Source organism: Nocardia sp. NPDC003693 (genome assembly GCF_053981095.1).
The window spans coordinates 101,893-122,349 of sequence record NZ_JBSFNO010000004.1; the positions used below are offsets into that span (position 1 = coordinate 101,893).

General features: G+C 68.6%; 19 protein-coding genes. 5 read left to right on the forward strand and 14 right to left on the reverse strand.

Going from position 1 to position 20,457, the window contains the following annotated elements:
* Window positions 1-2: 2 nt before the first annotated feature.
* Complete coding sequence (locus tag ACWDOP_RS07310; RefSeq protein ID WP_454203425.1) at window positions 3-248, forward strand: hypothetical protein; 246 nt, start codon at window positions 3-5, stop codon at window positions 246-248.
* A gap of 91 nt (window positions 249-339) precedes the next feature.
* Entirely contained in the window at window positions 340-756 is a 417-nt protein-coding gene (locus ACWDOP_RS07315; protein WP_456344359.1) for a hypothetical protein, read from the forward strand.
* Between the two features lie 25 nt (window positions 757-781).
* Here ACWDOP_RS07315 and ACWDOP_RS07320 read toward each other — a convergent pair whose 3' ends face one another.
* The 4 genes from ACWDOP_RS07320 to ACWDOP_RS07335 are packed head-to-tail and all read right to left on the reverse strand — an operon-like array spanning window position 782 to window position 3,320.
* Window positions 782-1,372: a HEAT repeat domain-containing protein gene (locus ACWDOP_RS07320; RefSeq protein WP_456344360.1), complete on the reverse strand. Its 591-nt coding sequence runs from the start codon at window positions 1,370-1,372 to the stop codon at window positions 782-784.
* A gap of 20 nt (window positions 1,373-1,392) precedes the next feature.
* The gene (locus tag ACWDOP_RS07325; RefSeq protein ID WP_456344361.1) at window positions 1,393-2,694 is read right to left on the reverse strand and encodes a putative toxin; all 1,302 of its coding nucleotides are present in this window, start codon (window positions 2,692-2,694) and stop codon (window positions 1,393-1,395) included.
* Between the two features lie 3 nt (window positions 2,695-2,697).
* The gene (locus ACWDOP_RS07330; RefSeq protein ID WP_456344362.1) at window positions 2,698-2,985 is read right to left on the reverse strand and encodes a WXG100 family type VII secretion target; all 288 of its coding nucleotides are present in this window, start codon (window positions 2,983-2,985) and stop codon (window positions 2,698-2,700) included.
* Entirely contained in the window at window positions 2,985-3,320 is a 336-nt protein-coding gene (locus tag ACWDOP_RS07335; protein ID WP_456344363.1) for a WXG100 family type VII secretion target, read from the reverse strand. Before ACWDOP_RS07335 ends, ACWDOP_RS07330 begins: the two co-directional genes overlap by 1 nt.
* A 195-nt stretch (window positions 3,321-3,515) precedes the next feature.
* On the opposite strand from ACWDOP_RS07335, the gene ACWDOP_RS07340 reads away from it, so the two are divergent.
* Entirely contained in the window at window positions 3,516-3,884 is a 369-nt protein-coding gene (locus ACWDOP_RS07340) for a YbaB/EbfC family nucleoid-associated protein (RefSeq protein ID WP_456344364.1), read from the forward strand.
* Between the two features lie 97 nt (window positions 3,885-3,981).
* Here the strand turns inward: ACWDOP_RS07340 and ACWDOP_RS07345 are convergent, their stop codons facing one another.
* The 5 genes from ACWDOP_RS07345 to ACWDOP_RS07365 all read right to left on the reverse strand — a co-directional run bounded on the left by ACWDOP_RS07345 (window position 3,982) and on the right by ACWDOP_RS07365 (window position 10,763).
* Window positions 3,982-4,686 carry a hypothetical protein gene (locus ACWDOP_RS07345; RefSeq protein ID WP_456344365.1) on the reverse strand — a complete coding sequence of 235 codons (705 nt, stop codon included), beginning with the start codon at window positions 4,684-4,686 and terminating at the stop codon, window positions 3,982-3,984.
* Window positions 4,687-4,866: 180 nt separating this feature from the next.
* Window positions 4,867-6,357 (reverse strand): PepSY-associated TM helix domain-containing protein, encoded by a 1,491-nt coding sequence (locus tag ACWDOP_RS07350; protein ID WP_456344366.1) that lies wholly within the window; start codon window positions 6,355-6,357, stop codon window positions 4,867-4,869.
* A 136-nt stretch (window positions 6,358-6,493) separates the two neighbouring features.
* Window positions 6,494-7,072, reverse strand: coding sequence for a hypothetical protein (locus ACWDOP_RS07355; protein ID WP_456344367.1), 579 nt, complete (start codon window positions 7,070-7,072; stop codon window positions 6,494-6,496).
* A 199-nt stretch (window positions 7,073-7,271) separates the two neighbouring features.
* Window positions 7,272-8,930: an acyl-CoA synthetase gene (locus tag ACWDOP_RS07360; protein WP_456344368.1), complete on the reverse strand. Its 1,659-nt coding sequence runs from the start codon at window positions 8,928-8,930 to the stop codon at window positions 7,272-7,274.
* A 186-nt stretch (window positions 8,931-9,116) separates the two neighbouring features.
* Window positions 9,117-10,763, reverse strand: a complete 1,647-nt coding sequence (locus ACWDOP_RS07365) for an acyl-CoA synthetase (RefSeq protein ID WP_456344369.1) — start codon at window positions 10,761-10,763, stop codon at window positions 9,117-9,119.
* A gap of 542 nt (window positions 10,764-11,305) precedes the next feature.
* On the opposite strand from ACWDOP_RS07365, the gene ACWDOP_RS07370 reads away from it, so the two are divergent.
* Window positions 11,306-12,118 carry an SDR family oxidoreductase gene (locus ACWDOP_RS07370; protein ID WP_456344370.1) on the forward strand — a complete coding sequence of 271 codons (813 nt, stop codon included), beginning with the start codon at window positions 11,306-11,308 and terminating at the stop codon, window positions 12,116-12,118.
* A gap of 44 nt (window positions 12,119-12,162) precedes the next feature.
* Here ACWDOP_RS07370 and ACWDOP_RS07375 read toward each other — a convergent pair whose 3' ends face one another.
* From ACWDOP_RS07375 to ACWDOP_RS07395, 5 genes are all read right to left on the reverse strand, one after another.
* Window positions 12,163-13,620: an AIM24 family protein gene (locus ACWDOP_RS07375; protein ID WP_456344371.1), complete on the reverse strand. Its 1,458-nt coding sequence runs from the start codon at window positions 13,618-13,620 to the stop codon at window positions 12,163-12,165.
* Between the two features lie 271 nt (window positions 13,621-13,891).
* On the reverse strand, window positions 13,892-15,676 hold the full coding sequence (locus ACWDOP_RS07380; protein WP_456344372.1) for a regulator: 1,785 nt from the start codon (window positions 15,674-15,676) through the stop codon (window positions 13,892-13,894).
* Between the two features lie 35 nt (window positions 15,677-15,711).
* A complete protein-coding gene (locus tag ACWDOP_RS07385) occupies window positions 15,712-16,422 on the reverse strand; it encodes a cysteine hydrolase family protein (protein ID WP_454208791.1) in 711 nt (236 codons plus the stop codon).
* Window positions 16,419-17,807, reverse strand: coding sequence for an allophanate hydrolase (locus ACWDOP_RS07390; protein WP_456344373.1), 1,389 nt, complete (start codon window positions 17,805-17,807; stop codon window positions 16,419-16,421). Before ACWDOP_RS07390 ends, ACWDOP_RS07385 begins: the two co-directional genes overlap by 4 nt.
* Window positions 17,808-17,905: 98 nt before the next feature.
* Window positions 17,906-18,535 carry a response regulator transcription factor gene (locus tag ACWDOP_RS07395; RefSeq protein WP_456344374.1) on the reverse strand — a complete coding sequence of 210 codons (630 nt, stop codon included), beginning with the start codon at window positions 18,533-18,535 and terminating at the stop codon, window positions 17,906-17,908.
* A gap of 54 nt (window positions 18,536-18,589) precedes the next feature.
* On the opposite strand from ACWDOP_RS07395, the gene ACWDOP_RS07400 reads away from it, so the two are divergent.
* Window positions 18,590-20,419: a sensor histidine kinase gene (locus ACWDOP_RS07400; protein ID WP_456344375.1), complete on the forward strand. Its 1,830-nt coding sequence runs from the start codon at window positions 18,590-18,592 to the stop codon at window positions 20,417-20,419.
* Window positions 20,420-20,457 lie beyond the last annotated feature (38 nt).

Sequence of the window (20,457 nt, forward strand, 5' to 3'; positions counted from 1 at the left end):
CAATGCTGTTCGATATCCGCACCATCGTCGGCGGGCTGCTCGCCTGCTACGGCGTGATCCTGATAGTCGTCGCCCTCAGCTACGACACCCAGTACCAGCGAGCGAAGACCGGCGGCATAGACATAAACCTCTGGGCAGGAATAGGAATGACCGCCGCCGCGGTCCTGTTCTTCGCCTGGGTCCGCCTCCGCCCCGTCCAACCCCTGACCGGCTCCCCGGTCCCCGCCGACGAGGAAACGACCGACTAGCTCACTGCCCGGAGCGCGGTGCTGCGGTATCTTCGCGGGGCGGCCGGGCACACGGTGCTGCGGTCGCTCGGGCGGAAGGATGTGGGGAATCGTGGCGTCTTGGCGCGAGAATGCTTCCGCTACAGCTCAATCAGATCTCGATGCGCTGCTGGACGCGGCACTGGATCTGGCCGAGAGCAGGCTGGCAGAACGCGGTGAGTTCTATCCGTTCGGATTGGGCATCGATGGTGCCGGGCAGACCGAGGTCATCGCTGTCATGGCGGATTCGGCTCAGCACGCGCAAGGCGTCATCTATCAGAATCTTCGTGAGCGTCGAAGCGAGTTCCGCGCGGCCGCCGTTGTCACCGACGTGCGGATACCCGGCAGCGGCGGGGACGCGGCCGATCTGTTCCTCGAACATTCGGAGGGGACGGCGATCAACGTGATGGAGCCGTATCGCATCGTCGACGGTCGCCTGTCGACGGAGCCGTTGCGAGCGTTCGGCGTGGATCGCAAAATCTGGCTGTAGCCGGACTTCTCGCGGCTCGGTCGAATCAGGTTTCGAGGTATCGCAGGATTCGCTCGGCGGTTCTGCGGTGCCACTTGTTCTTCGAGGCCGCGAAGGGTTCGACCGCTGCTCGTACACCTTGCGCCCGCAGCTTGGCCAAGGCTTCGAGCGCATGGCCCTGCACGGCTTCGTCGTCCAGCTGGCTCACCGCGACATCGATCGCTTCGGGCCTCTTGGACTTACCCAGCCAGTTCACCACCATCTGCCGAGTGCTGCCCAACTCCCGATTCGCCGCGATGTGTGCGAGGTCGTCGAAATACGCGTCGCCGGCCGGGATGTCGTACAGGGCGTTCCCCGCGCTCCACCGTGCGTTGTCGAGGATGGGTTTGGCCCGGTCGAACTGTCCGATGAGGGCGGGGATGGCAGCGGACTTTCGAGACTCTCGACTGTTGAGCGCCTGGATGAGGACCAGCCGCGCCGTGTCTCGGCCGTCGTCTTCCGGCCCCGGCCAACGCGTTTCCAGCTCGGAAAGCCAGGTCGCGAGTATTGTGACGGCGGCGGCGGGTTGTTTGACCGCGCGTGAGATGTCGCCCAGTTCCATCGCGTAGCCGCCCGCTGCCCGATAGTCGCTGATCAACTGCTCTGCTGGACTATTCGTCAACTGTTCAGATCCATTCTGACTATCGTGACCTTTCCTTGACTCGCCAGCGTCTGGATCTCCGGTGCCAGCTGAGTGCGGTTATCGACTACCAGGCGGAACGTGTAGTGATTGTTCTGGGTGTACGCCTCGAAATCCTTGATCTGGTCGGTGTAGGCCTGGTAGTCGACGTTCTTCACCTCGGTCAGGATCTTATTCCCTGTATCGAGCTCGTCCGGGATCCGGCGCTTGGCGGTGCCGTTCGTCGAGGGGATCGAGGTCTTCTTGGTGGTCGGATCAATTCCCGCTCGGGTTTCGGCCCGCGCGCCGCGGGCCTTGTTCTCGCGCGCGGTTTGGGATTTCGTCGGTTCGGGTGGACGTAGCAACTGCTTCTGCAGGACAGGGTTCAGCTTGGTGTTGACAGCAGTGGTCAGAACGGTGGATGCGCCATCGAGAGCCGACGTCGTCACCGTTCGAGCGGTATCCAGACCCGCCAACATCACTTTGATCCGGTCGCGACTGTACGAGATCTCGAGCTCGGCGACCTTCCGGATCGCCTTGGTAATCGGACGGCCCAGGGTAGCGGCATTGATCGTATTGATTGCCTGAGTGACGGCTTGTAGCTGTAATTCCCATTCGGCTCCCTCCTGCGCGGCCTTCAAGACGTCGGCATAGCCGCTCAGGGCGCCCGAGATCTGACGCATCGCATCCGCGAGTAGCTCCACGGCATCTTTGACGCTGGAGTTGGTCGAAGTGATGTCGGGCATCTCCGTCGTCTTCGCGACGGAGAGCGTGTCCATCTTCGGCTTCACATCGTTGTCCAGCGATCCGTATGCGCTGGCCAGGAGAGTCCAGCTATCCGCTGCCGCTTGAAGTTTGGTCGTGTCGCCATTGGGCCATTCGGCGTCCTCCATGACGATCTTCCAGCCGAAGGGCTCGGCGCGGTTACCGCCCGCGGGATTCTTCAGTGGCCGCGCGAAAAAGGTCTTGCCACCGGGATCGGCGTCGGGCAGCGGACCGCCCGGGGTGTTGTATTCCTCCGCCTCCTCGGACTGATCGTGGTTCACTCCGCTCTGCCGGATGAGCGCGGCCATCCGAAACAGAACCTGCGTGGTGACACTCGCGCTGACAGTTCCTTCGAGACCCACGAAGGAGTACTTTGCGCCCCACTGTCTGCCTCCATCGTCTCCTCCCGTCATCTCGATGGCGGTCCGCAGGTCGGTGTCGAGCTTGGTCAGGGCATTGGATGCTTTGGTGCTGGCGGTGCTGTACGCCCCGGCCGCTTCGTAGAACAGTTCCGGGTCGACATCGAGTTCGGTCACCGCTCATCCCCGCCACATCTGGACGTTCGTCGTCATCGCCTCGGTGTAGCGAGTGTGCGCTGCTTGCGCGGCGTCGTGGATATCCTGCAGACCGTCTCGAATCTCCGCTGCGGCCTTCATCAGGCCGGCATGCGCCGTGGCCTGCGCGTCTGCGGCTTTGCCTTCCCAGCCGGTTTGCAATGACGTTACAGCGCTGTCCAATTCGGTGATCTGGTCGGAGAGGAAGGCGCCGAACTTCGCTACCCGGCCGACGAAGTCGTCGAGCTGTGCGAGGTCAACTCGATGTCGCATCACAGCTCCAGTGACAGGCGCAGGAAGTCGATGTCCTCGGTGCTGATCTGCTCCTGCTCCAGGTAGCTTTCGGCGCCGTCGTCGAGCGCCGTCGTCATTTGTTCCAGCGCGTCGAAGAGATCGGAGAGTCCAGCTTGGATGTCCGACCACCCCTCGGCGAAAAGCCCACCCTGGTAGCCGATCCACCCCTGCGCGAGGCTGTCGGCATCGGCGTCTAGTGATCGGTACTCCCTGGAAATGCCTTCCAGCAGTTCGCGTATCACCTGCGCCGCAGCCACCAGCTCAGGTGGCGTGACCTGCAGAGTCTGTTGCTCGGCATGCGTTTCCCCCACCATCTATCCCCCCGGTCTCGAACACCGATCAACCAATGTGGCGTGTTTGTCCGATTCCGCACAAGGCTAGCTGCGGAATGGGCGGCCTTCAATCCGGTTCGGCCGAGCCAGGTTTGACGCCGATCGTCGACGGCCTCGTGGTGGGTGTCCGTCTGGCAAGATCGATGATGCACGTCATACGAACCAGGGGGGCAGTCGGTGCATTCTGATCCAGGTGATAGAGCCGCGCACAGTGATCGAATCCGCGCAGCGGTCGCACGGGTTCGAGGACGGGCCGAAACCTCGGGCGGCGCAGTGGTGGTGGAGTCCGATCTGGATGGCGGGATCACCGCACTGACGATCGCGCCATCCGCGATGTCGGTGGATCCGGCACGGCTCGCCAACGCGATCATGCAGTGCCACAACGTCGCACGAGAACGAGCCCAGGTCGAGGCTGACAAACTGTTCGATGAGCTGCGGGCTTCTCCCGAGGCCTCAAGGGGCGGAGACACGTCGAAGACGTCGGACACGCCAGTGCAGGGAGAGTGGGAGACGCCCGGTCAGCTTCGGGTAACACGATCGGTGTGACAGCAACCGTGCGTGGGGCGTGAATGGCTCGGATCCGTCGAGGCCCGAGCCGGGCGGTGGACCGTCGGATCCACCGCACCGCTTCGGGTTTCGGGTCCTACTTCGCCGGGGCCGTGAAGGGCTGGTTGATCGTGGTGAAGTACTGGGCGGCGGCCAGGATCGCCACGGGAGCGGTGATGAAGATCTGGCCGGCCAGGGTGCCGAGGAAGCCGGTCGCGGCGGCGCCGATCAGGCAGCCGCCTACGGGGCCGGCGCCGAACATCAGGGCCAGGGGGCCGGTCAGGGCCGCGCCGGCGATACCGCCGGCCACGCAGCCCAGGGCCGCGCCGCCGATGCCGCCCACCAGGGTGGCGATGCTGGCGCCGAGGGAGATGGTGCTGGTCATGCGGGACCAGGCGGCCACCTCGCGGTCGTACTCGGACTTCCAGGGTGCGGAGTTCTCGAACGGGAGGGCGACCGGCTTGTAGACCGCGTGCGCCATGTCGAGCCGGGGGGTCAGGGTCGCGGTGCGGCCGGTGATCTCGGCGGCGATCGGGAAGACGAAATCGTCCACCTGGACGCTCAACTCGGTGCCCGCGACGGTATCGCCGTTGGCGGCCTTGACCTTGAACACGCCGTCCTCGACGACCAGCGAACCGGCGTCGGTGTTGATGACGGTGTGCGTCTCGGTGGTGGTGACGGCGTAGTTGATCGCGCCGTCCGTGTTCGCCTCGGCAGCGGGGGCCGCGTGCGCGGCGCCCGCGCTGACGGCCAGCACGCTCGAGACGGCGGCGGCGGACAGGGCGAACATCTTGATCTTCATCAGGGTTATTCCTCGCGTCGTGTGCGGTCGGGTGCCGCGGTGCAGTGGTGACGATCCAGCGCGCCGGATCGTGACAGGGCGTCCGAATCCGGCGGCACGGCCGGAAGGCGGTGTCGCTGGGACGGATTCGGTTGTGAGTGTGTGAAAACCGCTGCCGGGCAGCGGATCAGGGGAACGGGATCAGGCGGCAGCGCGCCGGCGGGCTGCCAGGCCGACCAGCACGTCGAGCGCCAGGAACCCCAGCAGCGGAATGCCGAGCAGCGGCGCGAACCAGCCCACGACCGCGGCCGCGGCCACGAACGGAACCAGCACGACCAGTGGCGTCTGCCGCATGGCCCCGCGCCGCGGCGCCTTACCGGCGCCCAGCGCGGTCTCCTTGGTCGGCCGGCGCCGCCACCACATGAGGTAGCCGCGCACGACCACGGTCAGCAGCGCGAGCATGGCCACCAGCAGCACCAGCTGATTGATCAGCCCGAACGTGACGCCCATGTGCAGCCCGATGCCGAGGTTCGTGGCCTGGGCCATGAGCGGCCAGTCCGAGAACCGCAGCACGTCGGTGACCACGCCGGTCTCGCCGTTCACCGCGACCGAATCCTGCGTGTAGACGAAGGGCCGCCGCAGTTCCTTGGCCACGAACGCGGTGTTGTCCGCCGCCGGAATGCTGATCTCCAACGGCCCCTCGAGCCCGTTGGCCCGCGCCACCGCGTAGGCGGTGTCGGCCTGCGCGGCCTTGTTCGCCGCCGGCTTGGGCGCGGCCGGCTTACCGCCGTGATCGGCGTGATCGCCACCGGCGGCCGCGACCGGACCCGTTGTCCCGGGCAACTTCTGGTCGATCGCCGGCGTCATCCAGCTCAGTTCCTTGCGGAGATCGCCCACGTTCTCACCGGCGTACTTGGACCAGGTCATACCCGTCGCCGAGAGCAGCAGCACCACCGGCAGGACCCAGAGCCCCACGACCGCGTGCCAATTCAGCGTGCGCGCCCGCGGCTTGGAGCGGTCGACCCGCAGCAGCCAGCCCGCGGACCGGCGTTCGCGACGCGCCCGCACCCGGCGGTACCAGAGCACCAGACCGGCCAGCGCGATGAGCCACAACCACGACGCGGCGATCTCGCTGTAGTAGCGCCCGACATCACCCAGGTGCAGATTGCGGTGCAGGGTGTCGATCCAGGTGCGCGTGGGCAACTGACCCGAACTGCCGTAGACCACGCTCACGCCCTGCGGCTGCGCGGTCACCGGATCCACGAACACCGCGCGCCGCTCGGACTCGCCGAGCGAGGGATCGGTGAAGATCACCCGCGTGGTGTCGCCGACGTTCTGCGCGGGCGCGACCGCCGCCAGCGACAGGTCCGGAACCTGCGCGGTGGCCGCCGCGATCTGCTCGGCGAGCGGCTTGGGCGTACCGGTCGAATCGGTGTGCAGCAGCCCGCGATCGACGAAATTCTCGATCTGCGGCGCGATCGCGTACAGCGCACCGGTGATCACCGCGATCAGAATGAACGGCGCCACGAAGACACCGGCATAGAAATGCAGTCGCAGCATGAGCGCCTGAAAGGCGTTGCCCGCGCCGCGTTTGGTGGAGCCGGTCGACGGCGTTGATTCCGCCGCCTCCGGCTTTCGAGCAGGGGAGGGTGGCGATGCCGAGGAATCGACACCGCTTTCTGTGATTGTCACGAGCGGTCTTTCGTTCGAGGAAAGCCCCCGGGGTCGCCGAATACGACGCCGGCCGTCGCCGAATACGGCGACGCCGCACGGAATACAGAACCGTGCGTACGGGGGAACGGGGACTCGGTGAGCCCCGGAAAAGGAATCAGCCTCGAACGAAGGCGGGTGGTCCGCGCGTGCGGAAGGCATCGGCCGCGAGCACCCGCAGCACGACCCGGTCGCGATGTGCGATGGGCAGCGCGGCCGGTCCGGACAACACGGGCAGTGCGATCGGAACCGGCAGCGCCCAGTGCAATACGGTGCTGACGATCCGGTACGCGGCCTCCGCGCCCAGAATCGCCACCGCCGCGACGCAGGCGGCGCTCAGGTGCGCGGCCAGCATGGCCGGACTCCAGACCGATGCCTGGTGATGGGAGTGGTGCCCGCCGCTACCCGGCGAACCCCACAGCATGGCGAAGTGCCCGAGCAGTTGCCCGCCCAGCAGCGCCACGACGAGCCCGAGCCGCGTGGTGCGCAGCACGCCGATCCCGGCGACCAGTGCACCCACCGCGGCGGAGGCGGCGACCAGCAAGCTCAGCGCACCCGATTCCAGGGGCGCGGCCCCCGAGATCCAGCCGTGCGCGGCGACCGCGAGCGCCCCGGAAATCGAACCGGCCGATCCACCGCGCAACATCGCCGCATCACTGCGGATATGCGCCGAGGACCGGCCGGACACGAAACTCACGTGCTGATGATAACCGAGACTCGACCGCCGAAATCCCAGCCTTTGTTCGATTCAACCCGGGCTCGACGCGGCAACTGATTTCGCGAGATCCGGGTAACTCGTCGGGGACGGGCCAACCGAATCACCGCTCGGCCGCCGGCGGCCGACGCAACCTTCGTCGCGCCTGAGCCCGGCTCGAATTCGCGGAGTGGCGGTCAGATCATTCGGCGGGGACGGACATTTCGATCAGGGGCTTGCGCAGCAACTTTCCGGTCGCGTTGCGCGGCAGCTCATCGAGGAAGATCACCTCGCGCGGCACCTTGTAGCGCGCCAGGTTCGCCTTCACGTACTCCTTGATCTCCTGGGCGTCGCGGGTGGAATCCGGACCCGGCACCACGATCGCCCGCAACCGCTTGCCGAACTCGCGGTCGTCGACGCCGACCACTGCGGCCTCGAACACGTCCGGGCGGTTGGAGATCAGGTTCTCCACCTCCTGCGGGAAGACGTTCTCGCCGCCGGAGACGATCATGTCGTCATCGCGGCCGTCGATGAACAGCAGGCCCTCGTCGTCGAAATGCCCGACGTCGCCGCTGGAGATGAGCCCGTCGACGCTCTCCTTGGTGCGGCCGTCGGTGTACTGCTTGAACGAGTGGCTGTTCTCGATGAAGATCGTGCCGGTCACGTTCGGCGCGGTGATGCGCTTGCGGTTCTCGTCGTAGAGCGCGAGGCGGATGCCGACCGGGGAACGGCCCGCGGTGGTCGGATTCTTGCGCAGCTCCTTCGGGGTGGCCACGGTGATGACCGCGCACTCGGTGGAGCCGTACAGGTTGTAGAGCGAGTCGCCGAAGTAGTCCAGCGCGCGGGTCACCACGTCCGGCGGGATGGAGGAGCCGGCGGCGAACAGCACGCGCAGGGTCTCGGACGGCTTGTACTTGGCGAGGGTCTCCGGCGGCAGGTCCAGGATGCGCTGGATCATGGTCGGCACCACGGTCAGACCCTGGGCGCGGTACTTCTGGATGTTGGCCAGCGTGGCCTCGGGGTCGAAACGCCGCTGCTGGAACACCACTCGGTTACCCAGGGCGATGGAGATGGTGAACTGCGACAGGCCGGTGGCGTGGAAGATCGGCGCGGCCATGACGACGGTGCTGTTGCGCGGCAGCGGAATCCGGTCCAGGAACTGCGCGGTGATGAACGGGCTCACCTTGTCACGCGGCGCGCCCTTGGGGGTGCCGGTGGTGCCGGAGGTCAGAATGACCATGCCGCCCGGCTTCTCGGGCGGGGTCAGCGGCGCGGTGGACTGCCCCTGCGCCAGCGACTCCAGGGTCGGAATGGCGGGATCGGCGTTGTCCTTCTCGTCGACCCAGGTCAGGACGCGCGGGATCTCCTCCGGAATCGCGCTCATGAGGTCGAAGAACTCGCTGTCGTGCAGCACCGCCTTGACCTTCTCGCGCGCGGTCACGTCGGCGAACTGCGGCTTGGCGAAACCGGTGTTCATGAGCACCGTGCGCACGCCCAGCTTGCCGGCGGCGACCAGGGTCAGCACCATGCCGCGGTGATCACGAGCCAGCACGCCGATCACGTCGCCGGGCTCGATGCCGCGCGCGGCCAGGCCGCGGGCGATCGCGCTGGACTGCTTGTCCAGCTGCTCGAAGGTCATCTCCCCGCGCTCGTCGACGATCGCCGCGGACTTCGGGTTGGTCGTCGCGCCGTGGATCAGCGCACCGGCGAAGGGTCCGAACTTGGCGATATTGAGGGCCGATTTCACCGCGTGATCCAGGCGCAATGGATTGACCAATCCGCCGCGGACCATGGCGTTGATGCTCAGCGCCGCGTCCCCCGCCTTCCGGAAAACCGTGCCTGCCGATAGGGCTGATGACATGGGTACAACCTTCCGCGATCCCCTGCCGGACGAGTCGGCAGTCGGAGCGCAACCTCGATATCCAGTACGTGCTAACCCTAGCAAGCAGTGAGCGTCTCGATGTGTCCGAGGTCTCTGTTACTTAAGGTATCGAATATTCTGCCCGGGACCGTGGCCGGGATTACGCCGTGAGCGTGATCGCCGGATTCAGATCTGGTACTCGATCAATGTCTTGCGCAGCAGTTTGCCGGTGGCATTGCGCGGCAGTTCATCGAGAAAAACCACGTCCCTGGGCACCTTGTAGCGAGCCAGGGTGTTCTTGACGTGCAGCTTGATCTCGTCGGCGTCGGGTTTCTCGCCCGGCTCCGGAACGATGAACGCGCGCAGCCGCTTGCCGAATTCCACGTCGTCGACCCCGACCACCGCCGCGTCGAAGACATCGGCGCGCTCCAGCAGCAGATTCTCCACTTCCTGGGGGAAGACGTTCTCGCCGCCGGACACGATCATGTCGTCGTCGCGCCCGTCCACGAACAGCAGGCCGTTGTCGTCGAAATGCCCGACGTCCCCGCTGGACATATAGCCGTCTATGATCTCCTTGTGCCGCCCGTCGGTATAACCCTTGAACGGTGATCCGGAGCGAATGAATATGCGGCCCTTGACATTCTTGGCCAGCACGCGCTTGCCCGCGTCGTCGAAGAGCACCACCTCGCAGGTGGTGGGGGAGCGCCCCGCGGTGCCCGGCGCCACGGCCAATTCCTCCGGGCGCGCGACGGTGGCGACCGCGCATTCGGTGGACCCGTACAGGTTGTAGAGCACCGGGCCGAACACCTCGGCGGTGCGCACGCTCAGCTCCGGGGACAGCGCGGACCCCGCGATGACGATGCCTTTCAGCGAGGAGGTGTCGTACTTCGCGCGAATCGCGGGATCGAGTTCCACCATGCGATGGAGCATGGTCGGCACCGCGACCATGAAGTCGGCCCGATGTTCGGCGATCAGGCGCAGCGTGCGCTCGGCGTCGAAGCGGCGGCTGGTGACCACCTTGTTCCCGAAGGCCACCCCGACCAGCCAGGTCCCGAAGCCGGTGGAGTGGAAGATGGGCGAGACGATGATCATGGTCCCGCCCTGCGGGAAGTCGATCCGGTCGACCATCTGCACGGTGGACAGCGGCCCGGTGCGATCGCGCGGGGCGCCCTTGGGCAGGCCGGTGGTGCCGCTGGTGAGGATGATGAAGCCGCCGGGCTTCTTGGGCGCGGGCAGCGGCGTCTGCGCGTTGGCGCCGATCAGTGCGTCGAGAGTGGTTGCCCCCGAGGGGATTTCGTCACCCTCGTCGACCCAGGTCAGCACCCGCGGCAGCTCCGGCGGCAGGGCGTCGAGCAGGCCCAGGAACTCGGAGTCGTGCAGCACGACCTTGACGTTCTCGCGTTCGCATACCGCCGCGAACTGCGGCTTGGCGAATCCGGTGTTCATCAGGGCCAGCCGCGCGCCCAGTTTGCCGAGCGCGGCCATGGTCAGCAGTAGGCCGCGATGATCGCGGGCCAGGACGCCGACCACGGTGCCGGGTTTGACGTCCATGCGCTGCAGGCCGCGGGCCAGGGCATCGGACTGCCGGTCGAGTTCGCCGTAGGTCAGCTCCCCGCGTTCGTCGGCGACCGCCGGACGCTCGGGGAAGAGCCGGCCCGCGCGGCGCACCGCCGTCGCGGGCGGGCCGAAAACCTTTGACTCCCTGATGGTTCGGAGCATCTCCACCGGATCGCGTGGATTGCTCAGCCCCAGTTCGCGGAGCCGTCCGAGTCCGCGCACCGCCTCGGCGGCATGGGTGACGCGCTCGCGTGCGGAGTGCAGGACCGAGGCCATGGGGACCACCTCCGGAAGATGTTCCGCCGCGCGCCCGGCGGCGGGTTATCGCCACGGTAGCAGTGAGGTGTGACCTGCATTACACAAATTCGGTCACTTCGGACATTTGCCGACTATGCGCACATCGACCGCCCGTCTTCATCTCCGCGACACCTGCCGGACACTCGCGCCGGTAAGAGTGCGGTGTCCCACTTTCGGGACGACACGGCTACCACTTGATGAGGTTTTTCCATGGAGTTGCTCGCGGTTCTCGCCAACATCGTTTCGACCCTGCTCAGCGCGGCGAGCGGCAGCGCGTCCCTGTAGCGGTGATCGACGATGGCCCGCGGGAGATTTCCCGCGGGCCATCGTCGTATCCGTCACCCGTTCGTCGTGCGGATGACGGCCCGTCGCCGCACAGTGCGGAGGTCTTCGCGCGGTGCGGGCGAGCGTGATCGCGGGTTCTCCCGGTGCGGCCGGGTGGCGGGCCCGTCCGGGCGTTTCGTTCGAGCGGTTCGGGGCGAATCGCCGCGAGGTGTGTTTGCCGGCCGGAAAATGGCTGGATGACAGAGCTATTCGACTACTCGGGCCGCACTGTTTTCGTGGCCGGTGGCACCAGCGGCATCAATCTGGAGGTGGCGCGGGCCTTCGCCCGCGCCGGAGCGAGTGTGGCGGTGCTGTCCCGCAACCGCGACAGGGTCGACGCCGCGGTGGAGGAGTTGGCCGAACACGGCGGCTGGGCCATGGGTTTCGCCGCGGACGTGCGCGACTACGAGGCGGTGGCCGCCGCCCTGACCGCCGCGCGCGAGCAATTCGGCTACATCGACGTCCTGGTCTCCGGGGCGGCCGGGAACTTTCCCGCCGCCGCCGCGGATATGTCGGCGCGGGCCTTCGCGGCCGTGGTGGATATCGACCTCAAGGGCACCTACAACGTGCTGCGCGCCGCCTACGAGCATCTGCGCAAACCCGGTGCGGCCGTCATCAACATCTCCGCGCCACAATCGAGTATCGCGATGGAGTGGCAGGCGCACGCCTGTGCGGCCAAAGCGGGCGTGGACATGGTGACCAGGGTGTGCGCGCTGGAGTGGGGAGCGGCGGGGGTGCGGGTGAACGCCGTTGCCCCCGGCCCGATTACCGGCACCGAGGGGATGGCGCGGCTGGCGCCGACGCCCGAACTCGAACAGGTCGTCACCGAGTCGGTTCCGCTCGGCCGATTCGGCAACGCGTCCGAGATCGCCGACAGCTGCCTGTGGCTCGGCTCGCCCATGGCGACCTACATCACCGGCGCGGTGATCCCGGTGGACGGCGGCTGGTCGCTCGGCGGCGCGTCTCAGTTGTTCGCGGGCGTGCGCAAGATGTTCACGGACACACCGTGACCGGCCCCGCCGCGCGATCGTGAACCAGCCGATGCCACCGTGCGCTATCCCAGGATGCCGCCGAGCATGCCGCCGCTCTGACCGGACTGCTGCCCGCCGCCGGTACCGCCGAGCAGCCCGCCCGGCGGCAGCTCCGAGGGCTGCACGATGACGAATCCGCGCCCGGAGAACGACAGCGTGATGCCCTCCCCGGTGCTGCGGCCCATGAGCCTGCTGAACCCGAACGAGTCGTTGCGCTTGATGCCGGTGTGCAGGCTCGACGACCAGGCCACCGCCGCCTGCGGATCCGCGTACGTCGGCTGATCGACCTGCAACACCACCGGCGAGCCGTGGGTGGTGATGGCGATCCGCCCGCGGCCGGTGAAGACGCAGTTGAAAAGCCCGGCATTGCTGGCGTATCCGGCCGCGCCCTCCACCCGCCGGATGTTGTAGCTCAGCGACGGTTCGAAGGCCAGCACGTTGGAGCCGTTGATGGTGAGCCCGTCCGAGCCGTCCAGGTCCACGGTGTGCACGTCGGAGGCGGAGTCGGCCAGGAACAGATCCCCGCGCCCGGTGACCTTCATGAGCGGGACGCCCTCGCCGGTCAGGCGCTGCTGGATCGCGCGCCCGATGCCGCCCGAACCGAGTGCCTTGAACTGCAGATCACCCTGGTAGGCCACCATCGAACCGGCGCGCGCCATGACCTCGCCGTTGACCGCGACCCGAATCATCTTGCCGCCCTGCTTCTGAATGCCCGCACCCCCGACCTCGGCATGACGGGGATCGAAGAGATCGCTCTGCATGGCGTTGGCTCCTTGCTGATATGCGGGTGCGGGCGCCGGACGTGCCGGGGCGGGGGCGGGCTGCGGCGGTGCGTACGCCGGCGGCTGGGAATACGGTGGTGGTTGCGGGGCCGCCGGCGGCGAATGCTGTTGCTGTGCGGGAGCATTCGGCGGCTGGTAGGAGCTCGGCGGCAGGTAGGTGCCGGGCAGCGCGGGTGGTGCGGGCGGCGCGACGGGTTCGGGTTCGTCGTCGATGTTCACCCCGAACGCCGAGGCGATGCCCGCGAGCCCGTCGTCGTAGCCCTGCCCGACCGCGCGCACCTTCCACGCACCGGCCCGCCGGTAGATCTCGACGCACACCACGGCCGACTCGGTGGTCAGTCCGGTGGTGGGGAAACTCAAAGTGCCGGAATCGGATCCGATGGTCGCGGTGAGCGGCCCGGCCGCGGCGAAGGTGGGCGGGCCGCTGCCGTCCAGGCTGGCGGTGATCACCACGCGCTCGACGTCCGGGGGCAGCGCGCCGGTCTGCACGTCGACCATGTCGCCCGCGCCGCGCCCGTGGCGGTAGGTCACCCCCGGGCCCACCGGTTGATTGAAGAAGACGAAGTCCGCGTCCGAACGGACCTTTCCGTTGCTGCCCAGCAGCAGTGCGGAGACATCCACCCCGGCGGCGCTGGTGACGGTGATCGTCATGCGTTCCCCGGGCGCGGGCCGGTTCTCACCGCGCGCCAGCACACTCATGACCAACCGCCCAGTTCAGAAACCCGCCCCAACGAATTCGGTGTCACAGTCCCGAGTGTGCCCCGCCCTCCGGCGGCCCGCAAAGTATCCACTCCGAGGGCGCGCCGAATTGCCCTTGGGCCGAGCCGGCGGATGGTCTCGCCGGTCGTGCCGGATTGCCGTGCCCGGCACGGCAGGTCGCCTGTGCGTGAGCGGTGGAACGGCGATCCGGGCGACGCCGATGTCCCGCCCGACGCGGCGGGACATCGGCGTCGCGGTGGCGCGGGCGTGCTCAGACCGACGAGGACGAGGACTCGGTCGGTGTGGACGCGGCCCGCGCCGGCGCCGACTCCGATGGTGAGGGAGCGGAGTCGGTGGTCGCGGCGGACGGGGGCAGGTCGGCGGAATCGGCGGTCGTGTCCGGCGGTGGCGTGGCCGCGGACGCATCGGGAGCGGCGGCCGTGGACACCGTCGGCGTGGGCGAGGTGGGCGCCGGGGCCGCCTCCGCCGCGGGCGGATCCACGTCCGGCGTCGCGGCCGCGGGCAGCACGGACCAGCCCAGGCACACCACCGCGAAGAACAGGTAGCCCAGCGCCACCTGCGGCGCGGCCGCCCAGTCGACCTCGGCGGCATGGATGAGACCGATCCAGCTCAGCCCCGCGCCGACGGCCGCGGCCAGCGCCGCCGCCTGGAATCGCTTGTCCAGGATGAAGGTCACGATGGTGCCCAGCACCAGTCCCGCCAGCACCGCGCCCGCGCCGAGGGTCTTCAGCCCGTCGTAGACCACGCCCGCCTGCCCGAGCGCCGCGGAACCCACCGTGCTCGCCGAGGTGCCCGCCGCGGCGAGCGCGTTGTCTATCTGTCCCACACCCCATTCGGCGAGATTGGGCAGCAGCGCCGCCACCACCGCCACCGCGTGCAGCCGCGGCACCGCCTGGAACGCCTGCGCGCCGATCAGCAATCCGATGTAGAGCAGGATCGGGACGATGGCCGGAATCGGCAGCAGGGTCGCCAGCAGCCCGAAAAGACCCAGCAGGCACATCAATCCGATGATGCCGCCGCTGGCCAGGGAGTAGCCGGTGCGCCCGCCCGCGTCCTTCCAGCCGGGGTGGCCGATGTACACCGCGGGCGGGAACGGCGAGCCGAAGCCGGAGCCGATGATCGCGCCGAAGCCGTCGGCCAGCAGCACGCTGCGCAGGTTGTAGTTGTCCCCGGCCGCCGCCGCGCTCTCCACGTTGCTCATGGCCTCGGTGAAGTTGTAGACGCCCAGCGGAATCGCGGTGGCCAGCAGCGGCGCCAGGTTTCCGAGCCCGTCCGCGAGCAGATCCAGGCGCAGGTCGGGCAGTCCCAGCGCGATGTCCCGGGCCGCCTGGGCGACATCCGGCGCGGACATGTACCCGCCGATCCAGCCGATCGCGGTGCCGACCAGCAACGCGACGAGGCCGATCGGGATGTTGCCCGGCAGTTTGGCATCGGTGAAGAAGCCGATCAGGATGATGGCCAGCACCGGCAGCCCGATCCACGCCGCCTCCCACATCTGGGCGGCGGGGCGCATGGCGATGAAGGTGATGGAGATGCCCGCCAGGGTGCCGAGCATGGCCGCCCGCGGGGTGATCTTGCGGATGAAGGGCCCGACGAAGGCCCCGATCATGACGATGACGCCGATCATGAACGCCCAGGCCAGGCCCGCCGACCAGGCCTGTAGCGGATCACCGGTCTTCAGGAAGATCGGCAGCATGACCACGAAGACCACGATGAACATGTGCGGGACGCTGGGACCGTAGGGGAGCGCGGTCACCGTGTCCCGGTGCTCCCGCCGGGCGAGGCGGCGGGCCAGCACCATGTAGTAGAGGTTGCCCAGCACCAGCGCCACACCCAGGGCGGGCAGGACCGTGCCGAGCACATCACCGCTCGGAATCTTCACCACCGCGATGGACAGCGTGGTCAGGGTGAGGACGTTGACGAGGATGTTGAAGGAGAGACCGAAGAACGCGTTGGTGTCGCCGCGGGTCCACCACGGCAGCGACAGCGTTGCGGTGGAACCGGTTTCGTCGGGGGTTCGGGTATCGGCGGACATGGTGTTTCCTGTTCACTGAGCCTGGTCGAGCGGTACTACGGGGCGACGGCGGAGGGACTCGCCGCGGGTGCGGTCCTCGCGAGGGCGTCGATGACGGCCGCGGAATCGGCGACCCAGCCGAAGATCCCGCCCTGGGCGGCGATCATCTCCAGCCCGGCGCGCTGGAATTCCGGGAAATACGAACCGACGCAATCGGAGACGACCAGGCATTCGAAGCCGCGGTCGTTGGCCTCGCGCACCGTGGTGTGCACGCACACCTCGGTGGTCACACCGGTGACCAGCAGCGAGTCGATCGAGCGCGCGGCGAGCACGGCGGAGAGTTCGGTGGCGTAGAACGCGCCCTTGCCGGGCTTGTCGATCACCACTTCCCCGGGGGCGGGGGCGAGTTCGTCGATGATGTCGTGGCCGTACTCGCCGCGCACCAGCAACCGCCCGAACCGGCCGGGATCGCCGATGCGCTGGGTCGGGTTGCCGCGCAGCAGTTTCGAGGGCGGGCAGTCCGAGAGATCGGGCAGATGGCCCTCGCGCGTGTGGATCACCGGAATGTCGGCCGCGCGGGCCGCGGCGATGAGTCGCGCCAGCGGGTCGATCACCGTCCGCAGCAGTTCGACGTCGTTGCCCAGGCTCGCGCCGAATCCGCCCGGCAGCAGGAAGTCTCGCTGCATGTCGATGACGAGCAGCGCGGTGGCGGCCGGGGTGAATTCGAAGGGCGCCGGCTGGGCCGGAATGTACTGAACCGCTGTCATCGTCGTTCTCTCTGTGCGAGCCGGAAATCCGCGTGCCCGGGAATGGGGCGCGGCTCGTCGAGGATGCGGGCGGCGGCCGCGAGCACGGTGTCGTCGGCCAGGGCGGGGCCGAAGATCATGACCGAGAGCGGCCTGCCGTCCGCGGTGCTGCCGACCGGGACCGCGATGGCGGTGAGGTCCAACAGGTTTCCGAAGTGCGTGTAGTGCCCGAGCACGGTGTTCGTGGCGATCGGATCGGCCTCGACCTGGGCGACGGTGAAGGTGGTGCCGATGGTCGGCACCATGACCACGTCGATGTCGGTCCAGACCCGGGCCACGATCGCCTTCAGCTCCTGCAGTCGCTGCTGCGCCCGGAAGACGTCGACCGCGTCGAAGCGCCGTGCGCCGGTGAAGATCTCGCGCACCACCGGCAGGATGGATTCGGGTTTGCGGGTCAGGAAGTCGTCGAACTCCACCAGGCGCTCGGCCACCCACGGCCCCTCGTACAGCAGCGCGCCGGCATCCAGGAACGGGGTCAGGGTGGTTGGCGCGCAATCGAATCCGAGCCGGGCGAGGCGATCGCGCATGCCCAGGTGCGCGGCCCGGAACACCTCGTCGCCGAAGAACTCCAGCTCCGACGGGGCGGGCAGCCCGACGCGCAGCCGATCCCCGGTGAAGCGCGGACCGCGGGCCCGGCTCCAGGGATCGGCGGGGTCCGGGTCCGCCATCACCGCGAAGACGCGGTCCAGATCCTCGACGTTCGAGGCCATCAATGTCATGCAGTCCAGGGATTTACAGGCCGGGACCAGGCCGACGGTGCTGATCAGACCCCGCGACGGCTTCCAGCCCACGATGCCGTTGAGCGCGGCCGGAACCCGGCCCGAACCCGCGGTGTCGGTGGCCACGCAGAACGGCACCTGTCCCAGCGCCACCGCCCGCGCGGAGCCCGAACTCGAACCGCCCGAGATGAGGTCGCCGCCGAAGACGCTGCGCGGCACGGGGTACGGGGTGCGGGTGCCGTTCAGGCCGGTCGCGAACTGGTCCAGGTTGGTCTTGCCGACGTACAGCGCGCCCGCGTCGAGCAGGCGCTGCACCGCGGGGGCGGTCTCGGTGGCCACGTAGGCGTAGTCGGGGCAGGCCAGCGTGGTCGGCCTGCCCGCGACGTCGATGCTGTCCTTCACCCCGAAAGGCACCCCGTACAGCGGCAGCGTGCGGGCGCCGGGCCTGCGCTCGATCTCGGCGGCGGCCGCGAGCAGGCGATCACGGGGCTCGGGGGTGATCCAGGTGCCGTCCTGACCGCGCGCCCCGATCGCGTCCGCCACGCGCGCGGCGGTGGTGGTGGGAGAGCCGCTACCGCTCTCGTGCGACGCCAGAATCTCCGCGACGGTGGGGCCCGGGTTCAACATCCGTCGATTGTGGGCACCGTGTATGAAGCTGAGATTCTCCCGATGTATCGGCTGGGTAAGCGGAAAATCGGGTTACCCGACCGGCTTTCGCCGCGTGCTCAGAGCCAGCCCGAGTCGGTGGCCAGGCGGACCGCGTCCACCCGATTGCGGGCCTGGAGTTTGGTGACCGTCGTGGCGAGGTAGTTGCGGACGGTGCCGTAGGACAGGTGCAGGCGCGCGGCGATGTCGCGGGGGTCCGCGCCCTCGGCGAAACAGCGCAGCACCTCGACCTCGCGATCGGTGAGCGGATTGGCGGGCATGCGCAGTGCCGAACAGGCCAGCTCCGCGTCCAGTACCCGGCCGCCCGCCGCGACCGTGCGGACCGCGCGCACCAGTTCGTGCCGGGGGCTGTCCTTGAGCAGGAACCCGCCCGCGCCGATATCCATGGCGCGCTTGAGATGTGCGGGATTGGCCAGCGCGGTCAGGATCAGCACCCGGCACCCCGGGTGGCGCTCGCGCAATTCCGCTGCGGCGGTGAGGCCGTCGACGCCGGGCAGATCGATATCCACGATCGCCACGTCGGCCCGCTCGGCGATCGCCGTGCGCACGATGGCCGTTCCGCCGTCCAGGGCGGCGACGATCTCGATGTCGTCCTCCAGTTCCAGGGCGGCCACCAGTGTTTCGCGCAGCAGGCGCATGTCCTCGGCGACCAGCACCCGGATCGTTCGTCGCTCGTCACCCTGGTTCACCTCTGCGACAACCCCGATTGCCCCCGACACCTTCCCCGGGTTGCAATCAATGACGTGCCGCCGCTCCAGAAATCGATCGGATACCTCTTCCTGATCCTGTTCACCCTGTCCTTCGCCGTGGGTGGGGCCGACGCACTGGCGCTGGGCGGCTGCGCGTTCCAGGCCGGCCTGCTGGTACTCGCGGTGCGGCGCGCCGCGACCCGGCAGTGGGTGCTGCTCGCGCAGACCACCCTGACCTACCTGCCGATTCCGCTGGTCGGGGGATCGGCGTCCTACCAGGGCAGTCTGCTGGCGGTGACGGTGCTGTGGTGCGTGCCGACCCGGTGGCGCTGGGTGCTGTTCGTCCTGATCGTCGCGGGGGCGGGATTCGCGCGCGAGAGCTGGCGCGGAGATTCGCACGCCTTCGTCTACGGCGTGCTCACCACGGGCGCCATCGCCATCGTCATGTACAGCCTGCTGCGCCTGCCCGCGCTCGTGGACCGGCTGACCGCGACCCGGGCCGAACTGGCGCGGGTGACCCTCGCGCGGGAGCGGCTGGAGGTGGCCGGGCGACTGCGCGCGGCGCTGGGCGGACGGCTGACCGCCGTCATGACGCTGCTGAACGAGGCCGGGCGCGAGCTGGATTCGGAGCCGGGCCGGGCGCGGGCGGCTGTTCTCGAGGCGGCGCGCGCCACGCGCGCGATGACCGAGACCGTGCGCGCGACGGCGGCGCTGCACCGCGATGTCACGGTGCTGCCGCGCGATCACGAGCCGGTCGCCCGGTTGCTGCCCCGGCTGACGCTGCTGACCCTCGCGGTCAGTCTCGCGTCGTGGACGGTGAACCAGGTGCTGGAGAGCGGGCAGCATCGGGCGTTCATCGCGATCGGCGGCGCCGTCATGTCGGCGCTGGTGCTGGCCCAGCTGTATTGGCCGCGCCGGGCCGGGCCGCTGCTGGCGGTGCAGGCGGCGATCACGCTGCTTCCGCTGCCCTGGCTGGGCGGGTCCTGGTGCGTGTGGCTGATCCTGCTCGCGGCCTCGGTGCTGCTGACCCGGCGCGGTCCGTGGGCGTGGGCGGCGGTGGCGGGATTGTTCGCGCTGCGCGCGGCCTACACCGAACCGGCCGAGCGGCTGGGGATGCGGGCGGGGTGGGTCATCCTCGCCATGGAGGCCACGCTCGTGCTGGTCGGGTTGGCGCGGTTCTGGCGGCTGTCCACCGACATCGACCACTCGCGCGCCGAGCTGGTGCGAATCACCCTGCAGGTGGAGCGATTACGGGTGGCGCGCGACATCCACGACCTGCTCGGGCTGACGCTGTCGGTACTGGCGCTCAAGAGCGATCTGATCGCCGAGTTGATCACGCGGGATCCGCGGCGGGCGGCGGCCGAGATCGAGGAAGCGCTGCGGATCGCCGCGGAGGCGCGCGGTGAGGCCCGCCGGATGGCGGACTCCCGGCGCGCACTGGGGCAGGAATTGCGTTCCGCGGCACTGGCGGTCGGCGTGGACGGGGCGCGGGTGCGGCTGGAGCAGGACGAGGCGCTGCCCGAGTCGGCGGGCGTGGTGCTCGCGCCGGTGGTGCGGGAGGCGGTCACCAATATCCTGCGGCACAGCGCGGCCGCCCGGGTCCGGATCGAGTGCCGGGTGCGCGGGGACCGGCTGGTGCTGACCGTGTGCAACGACGGCGTCAGTGCGGGCAGTGTCGGCGCGGGGCAGGGTCTGCGGAACATGCGGGCGCGGGTGACCGAGGCGGGCGGGGAGTTCGCCACGGCCGTCGTGGCGGGCGAATTCCGGCTCACCGCGGCGGTTCCGGTGCCCGGGTATGCAGATTGCACGGTGCCGGCGGTGCGATCGCATACCGGACAGGTGCGCGCGGCACTACCCGCCGCGTCTGTGTCGGAACAGGATTGAGCTGTCAAATAGGTTGCGGGAGAAGGAATCTCCCGGAG

What these genes read in the sequence shown, in the direction of transcription:
- ACWDOP_RS07360 (WP_456344368.1), bottom strand. Translation starts at nt 8,930, where the DNA reads ATGTCATCAGCCCTATCGGCAGGCACGGTTTTCCGGAAGGCGGGGGAC.
- ACWDOP_RS07375 (WP_456344371.1), bottom strand. Translation starts at nt 13,620, where the DNA reads ATGAGTGTGCTGGCGCGCGGTGAGAACCGGCCCGCGCCCGGGGAACGC.
- ACWDOP_RS07390 (WP_456344373.1), bottom strand. Translation starts at nt 17,807, where the DNA reads ATGTTGAACCCGGGCCCCACCGTCGCGGAGATTCTGGCGTCGCACGAG.
- ACWDOP_RS07330 (WP_456344362.1), bottom strand. Translation starts at nt 2,985, where the DNA reads ATGCGACATCGAGTTGACCTCGCACAGCTCGACGACTTCGTCGGCCGG.
- ACWDOP_RS07345 (WP_456344365.1), bottom strand. Translation starts at nt 4,686, where the DNA reads ATGAAGATCAAGATGTTCGCCCTGTCCGCCGCCGCCGTCTCGAGCGTG.
- ACWDOP_RS07310 (WP_454203425.1), top strand. Translation starts at nt 3, where the DNA reads ATGCTGTTCGATATCCGCACCATCGTCGGCGGGCTGCTCGCCTGCTAC.
- ACWDOP_RS07370 (WP_456344370.1), top strand. Translation starts at nt 11,306, where the DNA reads ATGACAGAGCTATTCGACTACTCGGGCCGCACTGTTTTCGTGGCCGGT.
- ACWDOP_RS07335 (WP_456344363.1), bottom strand. Translation starts at nt 3,320, where the DNA reads ATGGTGGGGGAAACGCATGCCGAGCAACAGACTCTGCAGGTCACGCCA.
- ACWDOP_RS07380 (WP_456344372.1), bottom strand. Translation starts at nt 15,676, where the DNA reads ATGTCCGCCGATACCCGAACCCCCGACGAAACCGGTTCCACCGCAACG.
- ACWDOP_RS07385 (WP_454208791.1), bottom strand. Translation starts at nt 16,422, where the DNA reads ATGACAGCGGTTCAGTACATTCCGGCCCAGCCGGCGCCCTTCGAATTC.
- ACWDOP_RS07365 (WP_456344369.1), bottom strand. Translation starts at nt 10,763, where the DNA reads ATGGCCTCGGTCCTGCACTCCGCACGCGAGCGCGTCACCCATGCCGCC.